12 protein-coding genes are annotated in these 13,632 nt (G+C 71.2%); 1 reads left to right on the forward strand and 11 read right to left on the reverse strand.

Features of this window, described 5'->3' with window-relative positions:
• Positions 1-15 precede the first annotated feature (15 nt).
• A complete protein-coding gene (locus ACGFI2_RS00660; protein ID WP_393508410.1) occupies positions 16-1,596 on the reverse strand; it encodes a Rieske 2Fe-2S domain-containing protein in 1,581 nt (526 codons plus the stop codon).
• Between the two features lie 259 nt (positions 1,597-1,855).
• Here ACGFI2_RS00660 and ACGFI2_RS00665 point away from each other — a divergent pair, with 259 nt between their 5' ends.
• Positions 1,856-2,080, forward strand: a complete 225-nt coding sequence (locus ACGFI2_RS00665) for a DUF2631 domain-containing protein (RefSeq protein ID WP_393508413.1) — start codon at positions 1,856-1,858, stop codon at positions 2,078-2,080.
• A gap of 72 nt (positions 2,081-2,152) precedes the next feature.
• Here the strand turns inward: ACGFI2_RS00665 and ACGFI2_RS00670 are convergent, their stop codons facing one another.
• The 10 genes from ACGFI2_RS00670 to ACGFI2_RS00715 form a co-directional block, all read right to left on the reverse strand.
• Positions 2,153-3,346 (reverse strand): DivIVA domain-containing protein, encoded by a 1,194-nt coding sequence (locus tag ACGFI2_RS00670; protein WP_393508416.1) that lies wholly within the window; start codon positions 3,344-3,346, stop codon positions 2,153-2,155.
• Positions 3,347-3,368: 22 nt separating this feature from the next.
• Positions 3,369-4,514, reverse strand: coding sequence for a 23S rRNA (adenine(2503)-C(2))-methyltransferase RlmN (rlmN, locus tag ACGFI2_RS00675; protein WP_393508418.1), 1,146 nt, complete (start codon positions 4,512-4,514; stop codon positions 3,369-3,371).
• 104 nt (positions 4,515-4,618) lie between these two features.
• The gene (locus tag ACGFI2_RS00680; protein ID WP_393508421.1) at positions 4,619-5,929 is read right to left on the reverse strand and encodes a phosphatidate cytidylyltransferase; all 1,311 of its coding nucleotides are present in this window, start codon (positions 5,927-5,929) and stop codon (positions 4,619-4,621) included.
• Positions 5,930-6,189: 260 nt separating this feature from the next.
• A complete protein-coding gene (gene frr, locus ACGFI2_RS00685; RefSeq protein WP_393508424.1) occupies positions 6,190-6,747 on the reverse strand; it encodes a ribosome recycling factor in 558 nt (185 codons plus the stop codon).
• Positions 6,748-6,833: 86 nt separating this feature from the next.
• Positions 6,834-7,601 carry a UMP kinase gene (gene pyrH / locus ACGFI2_RS00690; protein WP_091064271.1) on the reverse strand — a complete coding sequence of 256 codons (768 nt, stop codon included), beginning with the start codon at positions 7,599-7,601 and terminating at the stop codon, positions 6,834-6,836.
• A gap of 152 nt (positions 7,602-7,753) precedes the next feature.
• Positions 7,754-8,581, reverse strand: a complete 828-nt coding sequence (gene tsf, locus ACGFI2_RS00695) for a translation elongation factor Ts (RefSeq protein WP_393508427.1) — start codon at positions 8,579-8,581, stop codon at positions 7,754-7,756.
• A 142-nt stretch (positions 8,582-8,723) separates the two neighbouring features.
• Positions 8,724-9,647: a 30S ribosomal protein S2 gene (rpsB, locus tag ACGFI2_RS00700; protein ID WP_393508430.1), complete on the reverse strand. Its 924-nt coding sequence runs from the start codon at positions 9,645-9,647 to the stop codon at positions 8,724-8,726.
• A gap of 394 nt (positions 9,648-10,041) precedes the next feature.
• On the reverse strand, positions 10,042-11,070 hold the full coding sequence (locus ACGFI2_RS00705; RefSeq protein WP_393508432.1) for a hypothetical protein: 1,029 nt from the start codon (positions 11,068-11,070) through the stop codon (positions 10,042-10,044).
• Positions 11,071-11,498: 428 nt separating this feature from the next.
• Entirely contained in the window at positions 11,499-11,765 is a 267-nt protein-coding gene (locus tag ACGFI2_RS00710) for a hypothetical protein (RefSeq protein WP_393508435.1), read from the reverse strand.
• Positions 11,766-11,815: 50 nt separating this feature from the next.
• Positions 11,816-13,630: a polymorphic toxin-type HINT domain-containing protein gene (locus ACGFI2_RS00715; RefSeq protein ID WP_393508438.1), complete on the reverse strand. Its 1,815-nt coding sequence runs from the start codon at positions 13,628-13,630 to the stop codon at positions 11,816-11,818.
• Between the last annotated feature and the right edge of the window lie 2 nt (positions 13,631-13,632).

The following is a 13,632-nucleotide window of genomic DNA, read 5'->3' on the forward strand; positions in this document are numbered from 1 at the left end:
GGCGGGGCGAAAGCGTCAGATGATCGCGCCCCCGGCCGGCGTCGGGGTCTCCTCGTCGGCCCGGTGGGCGCGGATCTTGTGCCCGACGCTGGTCAGGCAGCGTCCGCTGGCCAGATCGAACTTCCAGCCGTGCAGTTGGCAGGTGAGCTGGTCGCCGTCGACGATGCCGAACCGGCTCAGGTCCGCCTTCAGGTGCGGGCAGCGCCGCTGCACCACCCAGCCGTCGAGCGTGATGTCCTCCGCGTCGACCGCCCGCTCGTGCTCGTCGTACCAGCCCTCGGCGTACTGGAGGCGCTCCTCGGACAGGCACTTGAAGAAGGCGTAGACGAACTCGTTGTACTGGCCGATGCGGGCCGCGGAGAACCGGCAGGAGAGGAAGAGCGAGTTGACCCAGTCCACCTCGCCGATGTGCAACAGGTGCTCGATCAGCGCCCGCTCGGTGCGGAACCGGTAGCGGACCTTCTCGTCCGCGTACGGCCGGACCTCCTTGCCCGGGAAGTCCACCACGATGGATTCGACGCCGTCTCCGTCGTAGCCGACCAGGTCGAACCGGACCGGACCGCCGACGCCCTTGGCCAGGTAGATCGACTCGTCCAGCAGCGGCTCGATCCGCCGCTTCATCTCGCCCAGCACGTCGATCTCGGGGTGCCGCCAGGACGCCTTCTCGGCCTCGATGATCGGGCGCTTGCGCTCCCGCATCTCCTCCAGGTGGGCGACCTTGTTCGCGAAGAACTCCGCCACCGGCACCGGGTGGGTGGTGGTCGTGCCCTCGGCGGTGACCTCGGCGACGCTGCCCGGCAGCAACACGATGCCGTTGGTGCCGCCGACCTTCGCGTATTCCGACAGGAAGACGGACTGGTCGGGGAAGATGTTGCCCTCGTCGCCGAAGATGTCGTTGAACTGCCACAGCTCGTCGTCGAGGAAGCACGGCGGGCCGGCGATCGGGAAGACGTTGTCGGCCTTCAGGTCGTCGATGTAGCGCCAGGTGCGGTCGAACTGCCGGTCCCGCTTCTGCTTGCCGAACGCGGTCTTCGCCGCCTGCGGCAGCTCGTAGACCATCGGGTACCAGATCGCGCCGGAGAACTGGAGCATGTGCGCGTGCACGTGGCCCAGCTCGGCGAAGACGGTCAGGTCGGTGGGCCGGGCGTCGTTCTGGTTGAGCAGGCGGACGCCGTCGTACTCGACCCAGAGCGACGAGTCGCCGATCGGGCCGTCGGTCGGGCTGGTCAACGCCTGGATCATGATCTTCAGCCCGCCGGGCAGCTCCACGACCTGCTCGTTCGGGGCCTTCAGGAACTTGGTGAAGCCCAGCTCCCGCAGCTCGTCCTCCATCTCGGAGGTGGGGAACTCGGGCAGCAGGACGGTGGCGTCCTTCGAGATGACGTCACGCAGGTGCCTGGCGTCGAAGTGGTCCCGGTGCAGGTGCGACACGTACAGGTAGTCGACCTGGCCCAGCGTCGCCCAGTCGAGCTGGGAGTTGTCCGGGAAGGGGAACCACGAGGCGAAGTAGGCGGGGTTGACCCACGGGTCGCACAGGATGCTGCCCGCGGGCGTGTCGATCCGCATGCTGGCGTGGCCCGTACCGGTCACTCGCACCGTAGTCCCCCTCGAAAAAGGCATCAGGCGTACGCCACGACGCTACCGGAGACAGTGTGGCCGCCGTCCCGCGACGCCCGTAGTGCCCGTCGGCCCGGCCGGGACAGGTCCGACGGCCCGGGCCGATCCGCCCGGCGGCGCACCGGCTCACCGTCGCCCGCCCGGGTCATCCGCTCCCCGACCGACCGGACCCTGCGCCGGGCCCGCCACCGGGCGTGCCAGACTAGCCGGAGATCCGATCGCGAGGGAAGGACCGACAGTGGCAGGAGACGAGCCGGTAACCGCGCCAGATCAGCACAAGCCCGGGCACCGCAAGTCCGGGCGGATCGGCGCGGTGGTGTCGGCGGTGGCCCTGGTGTTGATGGCGTTCTGCGGCACCGAGGAAGGCCGGGTGGAGGACCTCTGGCTGTTCGGGATCGCCGCGCTGCTGCTCGCCATCGTCATCGGCGACGCCGTGCTGCGCCGCAACGGCCTGCGGTCCTGACGCACGGCGCCAGCGGTACGCCGAAAGGGCCCGCCCCTCACGGGGGCGGGCCCTTTCGCGGTCCTGGGCGGGTCAGCGGCCGAGCAGGATGTCCTGGACGTCCTTGAGCGCGGCGTCGACCTCCGCCTCGAAGTAGCCGCCGGGCACCAGCCCGAAGCGCAGCGTGTCGAGGTCCTTCGGGTTCACCGGCATCGCGTTGCGGCCCTGCATGCCGCCGAGCAGCGTCTCGAAGAACCGGTCGACCTGGTCCGGGTCGTACCCGCTGCCGAAGCGGCGGACCTGGAAGCTGCGCCGGATCTGGTCGACCCGGTGCAGGTCGCTGCCGGGCGGGCCGGCCATCGGCGGCCCCACCATCGGCGGGCCGGCGGCCGGCGGACCGACAAGCGGCGGGCCGGTCATCGAGGGGCCACCGCCGTAGCCCGGATCCGGCGGGCCGTAACCCGGATCCGGCGGGCCGTAGCCCTGCTGCGGCAGCGCCGGCGGGCCGGCCGGACCGCGTCCGCGCAGCTCACGCAACTCGCGCTCGGGCATCCGGATCTCCGCGGTCATGTCGGCGCGACCGTGCCGGCCGGCCTCGAAGCCGTCGAAGCGTTCGCCCGGACCGCCGTACCCGCCCTGGCCGGGCTCCGGGCCGTAGCCGCCGCCCGGACCCGGGTCCGGCGGACCGTAGCCACCCGGGCCGGAGTCCGGACCGTATCCGCCCGGACCGGGCGGCAGGCCACGCGGCGGCGGGCCACCGTGCCCGATCGGCGCACCCGGGCCGGGACCCATCGGGCCCGGACCGGCCGGGCCGCGGGGCGCGTCGTAGCCGCCGCGCGGGCCGTCGTAACCGCCGGCGAACGCGCCGGTCGGCTCGTCGTAGCGGTTGCCGTAGCGGTCGACCGGCGGGCCGGCCTGGGCCGGCATCTGCCGGGGCGGCATCGGCGGCTGGGGCACCGGGGACAGGCCGCGGTCGTCGCGCATCGGCGGGCCGGGCCGGTCGGCCATCCGGGGATCGCCACCCCGCCCGGCCGGGGCGCCGGAGCGCTCCTCCAGCTCGGCGAGCTGCCGCTCGACCCGGTCGAGGTGCAGGTCGACCTGCCACTCGTCGTAGCCGTTGAACCGGACCCGGAAGACGACGTCGTGGACCTCCTGGGAGGCGACGGGAGCGCCGACCGGCTGGCCGTCGAGGGTCGCCTCGACCCGGTCCAGGAAGGCGTCCACCTCGTCGACCTTGTATCCCCGGCGGAGCGCCTTCCGCCGGAAACGCTGACCCTGACTCGCCACTATGTCTCCTGGTCTCGTACCGCTACGCCGTTGCCGCGCGGGGGTCGCTGTCCGTGTCCTCGGCCGCGGCGAGCTGCCCACACGCCCCGTCGATCTCGCGCCCCCGGGTGTCCCGCACCGTCGTGGACACCCCGGCGTCGCGCAACCGCCGGACGAACTCCCGCTCGACCGGCTTCGGGCTGGCGTCCCAGCGGCTGCCCGGAGTCGGGTTGAGCGGGATCAGGTTCACGTGGGCCAACTTGCCGGCCAGCAGCCGCCCGAGCAGATCGGCTCTCCACGGCTGGTCGTTCACGTCCTTGATCATCGCGTACTCGATGGACACGCGACGCCCCGTCGTGGCCGCGTAGTCCCACGCCGCGTCCAGCACCTCGGACACCTTCCAGCGCTGGTTGACCGGGACGAGTTCGTCGCGCAGCTCATCATCGGGGGCGTGCAGCGACAACGCAAGGGTCACCGAGAGGTCTTCGCTGGCCAGTCGGCGGATGGCCGGGACCAGCCCGACCGTGGAAACGGTGATGTGCCGCTGGGACAGGCCGAGCCCTTCCGGCGCCGGCGCGACCAGCCGGCGGATCGCCGCCACCACCCGCGCGTAGTTGGCCAGCGGCTCACCCATGCCCATGAACACCACGTGCGACAGCCGCGGCGGTGAGCCGGCCACCGCCCCGGAGGCGGCCACCCCGGCCAGGTAGACCGCCTGGTCGACGATCTCCGCGGTGGACAGGTTGCGGGTCAGCCCGGCCTGGCCGGTGGCGCAGAACGGGCAGGCCATGCCACAGCCGGCCTGGCTGGAGATGCAGACGGTGACCCGGTCCGGGTAACCCATCAGCACGCTCTCGACCAGCGAGCCGTCGTGCAGCCGCCAGAGCGCCTTGCGGGTCGCGCCGTCGTCGCAGGCCAGCTCGCGCACCGGGGTGAGCAGGGTGGGCAGCAGCGTGCCGGCCAGCCGCTCCCGGGTCGCCGCCGGCAGGTCGGTCATCCGCTCCGGATCGCGTACCAGGCGGCCGAAATAGTGGTTCGAGACCTGTTTGGCGCGGAACGCCGGTTCGCCCAGCTCGGTGACGAGCGCCTGCCGGCCCGGCAGGTCCAGGTCGGCGAGGTGACGGGGAGGCATCGCGGTCCGGCGGCCGCGGGCGTCGGGGTCTACGGAGATCAGCGGGAGGCTCGTCATGGCGCGTCCAGTCTGACACGCGCGGGGCCCGACGCACCCGTCCGTGGGTGCCGAATCGCCCCGGACCGGCCGGTTGGCCCCGCTTCGCGGAGGTGATCCATCCCTCAGCCCACCACCGGCACGAAGACCGCGAGCAGCAGGTACGCCGTCGGCACCGCGAACAGGATGGAGTCGAGCCGGTCCATCAGGCCGCCGTGGCCGGGGAGCAGATTGCTCATGTCCTTGACGCCCAGGTCCCGCTTGATCATCGACTCGGCGAGGTCCCCGAGCACGGCGGCGCACGAGATCGCCACCCCGAACAGCGCACCCCACCACGGGGCCACGTCGAACAGCAGCCACAACAGCAGCGCGCTGCCCGCCGCGGCGGCGGTGACCGAGCCGGCGAAGCCCTCCCAGGACTTCTTCGGGCTGATCTTCGGGGCCATCGGGCGCTTGCCGAACGCCACCCCGGCGGCGTACCCGCCGGTGTCGGAGAGCACCACGGCCACCAGCGTGACCAGCACCCGCAGGTGACCGTCGTCGGGCGCGGCCGCGAGCAGGGCCGCGAACCCGGCCAGGAAGGGCACGTAGACGACGATCAGCGTGGCCGCGGTGAGGTCACGTTGGTAGTTGCCGGGGCCGTCGCCCAGCCGCCAGATCATCGTGCCCAGCACGGTGACCAACAGCCCGAGGCAGAGCGCGTCCGGGCCGGCGAACCAGGCCAGCCCGACCATGATCACCCCGCCGGCGACCAGCGGCACCAGCGGCGGGTGGGCGCCGCTGCGGCGGACCGCCCGGGCCATCTCCCAGGTGCCGATCGCCACGGCGGCGGCGAGCACGGCGAGGAACGCCGGCAGGAAGAAGAAGAGCGGCACCACGATCGCCGCGCCGAGGCCCACCCCGACGCCGATCGCCGCCGGCAGGTTGCGCCCCGCCTTCGACGCCCGGGGCGCGGTGGTCGGGGGACGCTCGGCGCTCGCCCGTCGGCGCCCCTTCGACCGGCGACCGGACGGCGGCTCGGCGGCCGGCTCGTCGCGTACCGCCGGGGGGTGGTCGGTCGGTTCGTCCCGCACCGGCGCGATCTGCGCGGTGGGGAACTCGTCCTCGGGCCGGTCGGACCCGCCGGGGCGGTCGTCGCCGCGCGGACCGCGACCGCCGGGCGGTGGCCCGTCGTAGGGCCGCGGACCCCGACCGCCGGACGGTGGCCCGTCGTAGGGCCGCGGACCGCCGGGGTGCGGGTCGGTGACCGGGCGGGCGTACGCCTCCCGGTCGACCGGCCGGGCGTACGCCCCGGCGTCGGCGGGGTAGCCGTCCGGGCCGGGGGCGGGCCGCTGCCACGGGCCGGGCTCCAGGTCGGTCTCCGGCCAGGGCAGGGCCGGGGCCGGACGGTCCCAGCCACGCGGCTCGGTGCTGCCGTAGGGGTCGGGGTGGGACATCACGCACCGGCAGACGGTACGAAAGCCACCACATGACGCAAGACCAAGACCATCCCCTACCGGCGTGAGACTTCCTGTTGAGCGGCCGACGGCCGGGCGACTCCCGCCGTTCACCCGGTGGTGGTCGCCGAATCGTGCCGAGCCTACTGCACCCGGGAGGCGGCGAGGGCGGACGCCGGCCGGGCACGACGACGGCACCGGGCCGCCGCCCGGGATGCCGGGCGGCGGCAGCGCGGTGCCGTGCGGAGTACGCGGGCCGCTCAGACCTCGAGCAGCTCGGCCTCCTTGTGCTTGATCATCTCGTCCACCGTGCCGACGAAGCGCTGGGTCAGGTCGTCCAGGTCCTTCTCCGCGCGCCGGCCCTCGTCCTCGCCGACCTCGCCGTCCTTGACCAGGCGGTCCAGCTCTTCCTTGGCCTTGCGGCGGATGTTGCGGACGGCGACCTTGGCCTCCTCGCCCTTCTGCCGGGCGACCTTGATCATCTCCCGCCGCCGCTCCTCGGTCATCTGCGGCAGCACGATGCGCAGCTGGTTGCCCTCGTTGTTCGGGTTGACCCCGAGGTCCGAGTCGCGGATCGCCTTCTCCATCGCATTGGTCTGCGAGTTGTCGTACGGCTTGATGATCACCATGCGCGGCTCGGGCACCGCGATGGACGCCATCTGCGGCAGCGGAGTGGGGCTGCCGTAATAGTCGATGAAGATCCGGGAGAACATGGCGGCGTTGGCGCGACCGGTACGGATCCCGCCGAATTCCTCCCTGGCGTGCTCGATGGCACGCTCCATCTTCTCCTCCGCCTCGAGGAGGGTGTCGTCGATCACCGGTCTCCTCGCCTCCTTCTGTCGCTCGTCGTGGGCTGTGCTCTCAGGCTGTGGCAGAGGACCGCTGCCGGTCCGGCGGAACCGGGTCAGGCGGTGATCAGCGTGCCGATCTTCTCACCGCCGACGGCCCGGACGATGGTGTCGTCGCCCTGGGCGCCGAAGACCAGCATCGGCAGGCCGTTCTCCATGCAGAGGCTGAACGCGGCGGCGTCGGCCACCCGCAGGTTGCGGCGCAGCACCTCGGAGAAGGTGATCGAGTCGAGCTTGCTCGCGGTCGGGTCGATCCGGGGGTCGGCGGTGTAGACCGCGTCCACGCCGTTCTTGCTCATCAGCACCACGTCCGCGCGGATCTCCAGCGCCCGCTGGGCGGCCACCGTGTCGGTGGAGAAGTAGGGCATCCCGGCGCCCGCACCGAAGATCACCACACGGCCCTTCTCCAGGTGCCGGATCGCGCGCAGCGGGATGTAGGGCTCGGCGACCTGGGCCATGGTGATGGCGCTCTGCACCCGGGTCTCGATGCCCTCCTTCTCCAGGAAGTCCTGCAGCGCCAGGCAGTTCATCACCGTGCCCAGCATGCCCATGTAGTCGGCGCGGGCCCGGTCCATGCCCCGCTTCTGCAGCTCGGCGCCGCGGAAGAAGTTACCGCCGCCGACCACCACGGAGACCTGCACGCCGCGGCGGACCACGGTGGCGATCTGCCGGGCGATGCCCTGCACGACGTCCGGGTCGACACCGATCGCGCCGCCGCCGAAGACCTCACCGGAAAGCTTCAGCACCACCCGGCGGGACCGACCGGGCGGAGGGGCCGTCGGGTCGTCCTCCGCCAGGCTCCGGTCACTCACAACCTGCGTCATCCGCCCCGCCCCTTCTCCCCGCGCAGCGCGCGGGCGTCGCGTAACTGCCCCTGCCGACCCTATGTGACGAGGAGGCCGCGGTGCCTGTCGCGTACACCGGCGGCCTCCTCGTCGACGTTCCCCTGCCCCGGGCCCACGGCCCGGGCGGCGGCTCAGGCCTGGCCGACCTCGAACCGTACGAAGCGGGTCACCTCGATGCCGGCCTCGGCCAGCACCTGCTTGACGGTCTTCTTGTTGTCCGCGACCGCGGCCTGCTCCAGCAGGACGAAGTCCTTGAAGAAGGCGTTGACCCGACCCTCGACGATCTTCGGCAGCGCCGCCTCGGGCTTGTTCTCCTCGCGGGCGGTCTGCTCGGCGATGCGCCGCTCGGCCTCGACCGTCTCGGCGGGCACCTCGTCGCGGGTGAGGAACTTCGGCCGCATGGCGGCGATCTGCATGGCCACACCACGCGCGTCGGCGTCGCCGGCCTCGTCGGTCTTGCCGGTGAACTGCACCAGCACGCCGACCGCCGGGGGCAGGTCCTGGCTCTTGCGGTGCAGGTAGACCGCGGTGGTGCCGTCGAGCTTGGCGAAGCGGTTGAGCACCAGCTTCTCGCCGATCTTGGCGGACTGCTCCTGGATCAGGTCGGCGACGGGCCTGCCGTCGACGCTGCTGGCGAGCAGCTCCTCGGCGTTGGTGGCGCCGCTGGCCACGCCGTGCTCGACGAGCTGCTGGGCCAGCGCGATGAAGGCGTCGTTCTTGGCGACGAAGTCGGTCTCGCAGTTGAGCTCGAGCAGCGCCTGGCCGGAGTGGGCGACGAGGCCGTTGGCCGCGGTGCGGCCGGCCCGCTTGCCGACATCCTTGGCACCCTTGACGCGCAGGATCTCGACGGCCTTGTCGAAGTCGCCCTCGGCCTCGGTCAGCGCCTTCTTGGAGTCCATCATGCCGGCGCCGGTGAGGTCCCGGAGCTTCTTGACGTCCGCGGCGGTGAAGTTGGACATGACTCTCTCTTCGGTGTCGGTGACTACGGCGGTGGGATGGTCTGGCTCCCGGTTACCCGGAACCGGGCCGATGTCGCCCGGTGTCTCCGCCGCGCCCCGCCGCCGGAGAGAAAAATCCGACGGCGGGAACGCGACGGCGCGATCACTCCGCGGCGGCGGTCGCCGGCTGCTCGGTGGCGGCCGGGGCCGGCTGCTCGGTGGCGGCCGGCTGCTCGGCGGCGGCCGCGGCCGGGGCCGGCTGCTCGGCGGCGGGGGTCGCCGGCTGCTCGTCGGCCCTCTTCGGCTCCTCGAGCAGCTCGCGCTCCCACTCGGCCAGCGGCTCGTCCGCGCCGACCTGGCCCGCCTCGGGCTTCTCGTCGCCACCCCGGCCACGGCCGGAACGGGCGATCAGACCGTCGGCGACGGCGGCGGCGACGACCCTGGTCAGCAGCTCGGCCGAACGGATCGCGTCGTCGTTGCCCGGGATCGGGAAGTCGACCTCGTCCGGGTCGCAGTTGGTGTCGAGCACGGCGATCACCGGGATGCCCAGCTTGCGGGCCTCGTCGACGGCGATGTGCTCCTTCTTGGTGTCGACGATCCAGACCGCGGCCGGCAGCTTCTGCATGTCCCGCAGACCACCGAGGGTCTTGGTGAGCTTGATCTTCTCGCGGGAGAGCTGGAGGGTCTCCTTCTTGGTGTAACCGGCGGCGGTGCCGCTCAGGTCACCCAGGGCCTCGAGCTCCTTCATCCGCTGCAGCCGCTTGTACACGGTCTGGAAGTTGGTCAGCATGCCACCGAGCCAGCGGTGGTTGACGTACGGCTGGCCGACCCGGGTCGCCTGCTCGGCGATGGCCTCCTGGGCCTGCTTCTTGGTGCCGACGAACAGGATGCTGCCGCCGCCCGCGACGGTGGTGCGGATGAACTCGAACGCCTTCTCGATGTAGTCGAGGGTCTGGCGCAGGTCGATGATGTAGATACCGTTGCGCTCGGTGAAGATGAAGCGCTTCATCTTCGGGTTCCAGCGCCGGGTCTGGTGCCCGAAGTGCACACCGCTCTCCAGCAGCTGACGCATGGTCACGACGGCCATGGTGGGTACTCCTACTTTGTCCCTGGTTGTCCGTCCGGCCGGCGGCCGGACGCCTGGCGCCCGGTCGCCGGCCAGGGTGGGCCCGGGTGAAGAACCGGGACCAGGGAGGCCGTCGCCCCACGGATGATCGTGGAGAGGGCACGCGAGGTCGACCGCGCGAGGCGGTCGCCAGTTGACCAGTGTACGCGCTCTCTCCGCACCCCGGCCCCGGGGTGCGCGGCCCGCTCCGCGCAGGCGTGATCCACCCCTCGGCCGCACGGACCGGCTTGATCCGCCCCTCGGCCGCGGACCGGCTTGATCCACTCCTGATCGGCGAGGTGGCGGCATCACCGGGGCGGGGAGCCGCCACCTCGGCGTACTCGTGTGGATCAAGCGGGTCTGCGACCGCCCGCGGTCAGCGGGCCGCGAGCGCGGCGGCGACGAAGAGCACCAGGCCGACGGTCAGGTAGGCGGTCGGTGGGCGCAGCCAACCCCGGCTGCCGTCGGCGAGCGCCAGCCCACCGGTACGCAGCCCGTACAGCCCAGCGCCGAAGATCGGCAGGCCGACCACCAGGAACGTGCCCACCACCACGTGCGACGTCGACACCGGGTCCCCGACCAGCCCGTGCAGCAACACCCGCACCGCCGGCACCTCCAGCACCAGAACCAACGCCGCCAGCAGCACCGCAAGCGCCGGCCGCCGGGTCCGGTAGACGCCGTCGCCGGGCGGCGGAGTGTCCGACCGGGGAACCAGCGCCGGCATCGGGCCGGTCGGCATCTCCAGCGGGTTCACCGGCGCAACCGGATCCGCCGGGCCGGACGGCCGCTCCCCCACCTTCAACGGGGTCGCCGCGCCGGGGCCCGTCCGGCCGCCGAGCGAGATCTGCGTCCCGCCGGACGTGGTGGGCTCGGCCGACCGGCCGGTGTCCACGATCGGGTAGCCGCCCAGCGGGCCCGGACGGGCCGGGTCGGCGCTCCCGGCGAGCGCGTCGGCGCTCCGCGCCCCGAGCCCGTACGGGTCGGCGCCGGTGAGCGGGTCGGCCGTGCCCGCCGAGCCCGCGGCCAGCGGGTTCACCGCACCGCGCGACCCGGTGCCGAGCGCGTCCACGCCACTGCGGGACACCGCGCCGAGCGGGTCCGCGGCACCGGACGCGCCGGCCGACTCGCGGGCCGCCCGACGACCCGCGCGGCCGGGAAGCTCACCGGAGACCTCCGGGTCGTCCGGGCGCTGCGACCGCCAACCACTCGTGTCGTCGACGAGCGGGTCGGCGGCGGAGTACGCGCTGTAGCGGCTCTCGCCGGCGCGCTGCTCCGGGGCGCGGTAGTCGTCGTCGCGGTAGCGCGGCTCCCCGGTGGCGCGCCAGTCCGACTCGTATCCGCGGTCGCCCCACCGCGGTTCCTGCTGGTCCTCGGGGTAGCTGCGTCGTCCGTCCACGACCGGCACGGTATGCGACCGCCACCAGCGACGCCATTCGGCCGGCCAGGGCTGTCGGCCCAGCTCACGGCGGGAATCACACGTCACCAAGTCGGCACCCTCAGTGAGCACGGGTAATGGTCGATCGGCAGCGCCCGCTCAGCCGAGCCGACGAAGCCTCGACGCGCCAGGAATTCCTCAATAGACGATCGCGGCCACGTCGTCGGGATGGTCAGAGATCAGACGTGCCCCACGGCTGACGAAGATACCGAAGGTGTCATCAGGCCCGAGAAGGAAGTCGTAGGGACGAAATAGCGGGTATAGAGGTCGCTCCATCGACGGGAATGAAGGGGCGCGCCGAGACAAGACACCCTCGGGTAGATCCATTACGACGCGCCCTTCCACTCATTTGACAACCAGCCAATCTCTCGCGGCCGTCCGCCTCTCCCCGCTGGGCACTATTCCGTGTCGCTGAGATGCCCCATGAGCCATGCCGCGCCCAGGTCGGTCAAGCTCCAACGAGGCCCCGTTCCCTTCGGCTCGGAATCATCTGCCTGAATCAGATTCAGATCTGCAAGCCGTCGCAGGTCCGCGAGGATCCCGGTCTCAATTCGGGCATCCCGCCTCCCCAGCTCCAAATCGATGGCGCGAGTGTCCCATCGCCCGCCACCGTCGCGAACGACTTCCAAAGCCAGGCGAGTTGGAATGTTGTTCATCTCAATCACTTCACACTAGGGTGATAGAGATCATTGGATGCCCCAGCTCTCGTTAAACCCTAATCATTCAAGGACTGCGTGTGTAGCTCATCCCAGAGCTCATACGAACCGACTTCGGGTTGGCCGGTCCGAAATCCAGCCCTCCGATAGAGTACCGACTCGCGCAGTTCGTGTGTATAGAACCGAAGATCATGAGGAGTCGCTTCCATCTCACCAGCAGAAATGGATCGCAGTCGACTCAACATGCCTTGTTCCGCCGATTCAAGTGGGCCACCATCGGTGAACCGGAGCAGGTGTTGCTCAACGGCGTCCACGCCATTCGTTTGGATCTTCGCCTTGCTCCAATCCAATCCTCCGCAGTTGTGTACGAGGACGGGCGTGTTGCCGGCTACCACATAGTACGTGTGGATGCTGCGGACCGTGAGGTCGCGCATCGTGCGCTGCCCGCTGAAGTTGTCGACCTTCGCCACCATGAGGGCGACCCCGTCCGGCGACAACAGTTCTTCCGTCGGTCGGAGGTCGGCCGCATCGACCCATCGGTCGCGGCTCTCGCTCCAGAAGGGGTGGTGCTGCGTCGTGTGCAGAGTGACGAACTCACCGTCGCCGTCGCGGACCGAGAGATCGGTAAGCGCCTCATCCTCGTTGATGTGGACGGCGTCGACGGGCTCCGCGCTGGTGGCGCCCGTCTCCGGATCGTGGGTGTCCGGGCGGGCGTCGGTGGTCCGCTCGAGCTCACCCAGGTCGTTGTACTTGCTGGTCGAGGTGCCGGTGTCCGGGTCGGTGGTGGAGGTGGGCCAGCCCTGGATGTCGTAGGAGTAGGACCAGGTGTTGCCGGCGGGGTCCTTGACGGTGGCCAGCTGCCCCACCGGGTGGTATGTGTAGCTGGTTTCGTCGTAGGTCCCGGTCGCGGTGGGACCGTGGTACTGCCAGAGCTTCTCGGTCCGGCCGTACAGGTCCGTCCACACCGTGGTGGCCGCGTCACCCGTCGGCGGCGTCACCGTGGTGTGATCGCCGTGGTAGGTCGTGGAGGTCCGGGCCTTCTCCACCTGTACTCCGGCGTTGGTGCCGAGCAGGAGTGAGTGGATCGGGCGGCCGGCCGTGTCGTACAGGGTCTTGGTCTGGCTGGGCACGTCCTTGTCGTCGCGGAACTTGATGATGGTGGTGTCGATGGCGCCGGAGTCGAAGTAGGCGGCGTTCTCCTTGTAGATGCGACCGGCGGCGTCGTAGAAGGTGTCGGCCAGGATTCGGCCGCTGCCGTACGCCGACTCCTGTGCCTGCCGGGGGCGGCCCAGACCGTCGAGAAGGAGGTAGGAGGTGTCCGTGCCACCGCCGGCGTTCAACGCCTTGGTGGTGACGAACGAGGGCTGCGACCTGGACAGGGTGTAGGTGTAGCTGTTCGAGGGCGCCGACCCGTAGATGGCACGGTCGCGGTTGGGCAGCCAGACCGCGGTGGTGCGACCCACGGCGTCGTAGGTGATCTCGGTCACCCGGTTGTTGGGATCGGTGATCTTCACCGGCACACCGAAGGCGGGGTCGAGATCAACGGTGCTCTTCCACGACAGCGGGTTTGTGGTGATCACCTGCGTGACCGGCCCGCCGGACGCCGGCACGTAGTCCGTGTCGGTCTTCTCCCCGGCGATGTCGAAGCTCGCGTCGACCCGCCCGTAGGCGTCGTAGGTGGCCGAAGACACCTTCTTGTACGTCCGGGTTCCGCCGCTGAAGCCCGTGATCGTCTCCACCGCGGTCGCCAGACCGCTGGTCGGCGCCGCACCGTACGCCTGTGAGTCGAAGCTGAAGCGGGTGTCCGCGGTGATCTGGTTCTCCGCGGTGGGAGTGGTGCCGCACCCGCCCACCCAGCCGTGCGTCCGCCGCACCG

Origin of the sequence: Micromonospora sp. NPDC049282 (assembly GCF_043197045.1) — a bacterium.
Lineage (GTDB): Bacteria > Actinomycetota > Actinomycetes > Mycobacteriales > Micromonosporaceae > Micromonospora.

Bases quoted from the DNA above. Each gene is read 5' to 3' on its own strand.
- rlmN (WP_393508418.1), bottom strand. From the start codon at position 4,514: ATGACGAGCCTCCCGCTGATCTCCGTAGACCCCGACGCCCGCGGCCGC.
- rpsB (WP_393508430.1), bottom strand. From the start codon at position 9,647: ATGGCCGTCGTGACCATGCGTCAGCTGCTGGAGAGCGGTGTGCACTTC.
- pyrH (WP_091064271.1), bottom strand. From the start codon at position 7,601: ATGACGCAGGTTGTGAGTGACCGGAGCCTGGCGGAGGACGACCCGACG.
- tsf (WP_393508427.1), bottom strand. From the start codon at position 8,581: ATGTCCAACTTCACCGCCGCGGACGTCAAGAAGCTCCGGGACCTCACC.
- ACGFI2_RS00680 (WP_393508421.1), bottom strand. From the start codon at position 5,929: ATGTCCCACCCCGACCCCTACGGCAGCACCGAGCCGCGTGGCTGGGAC.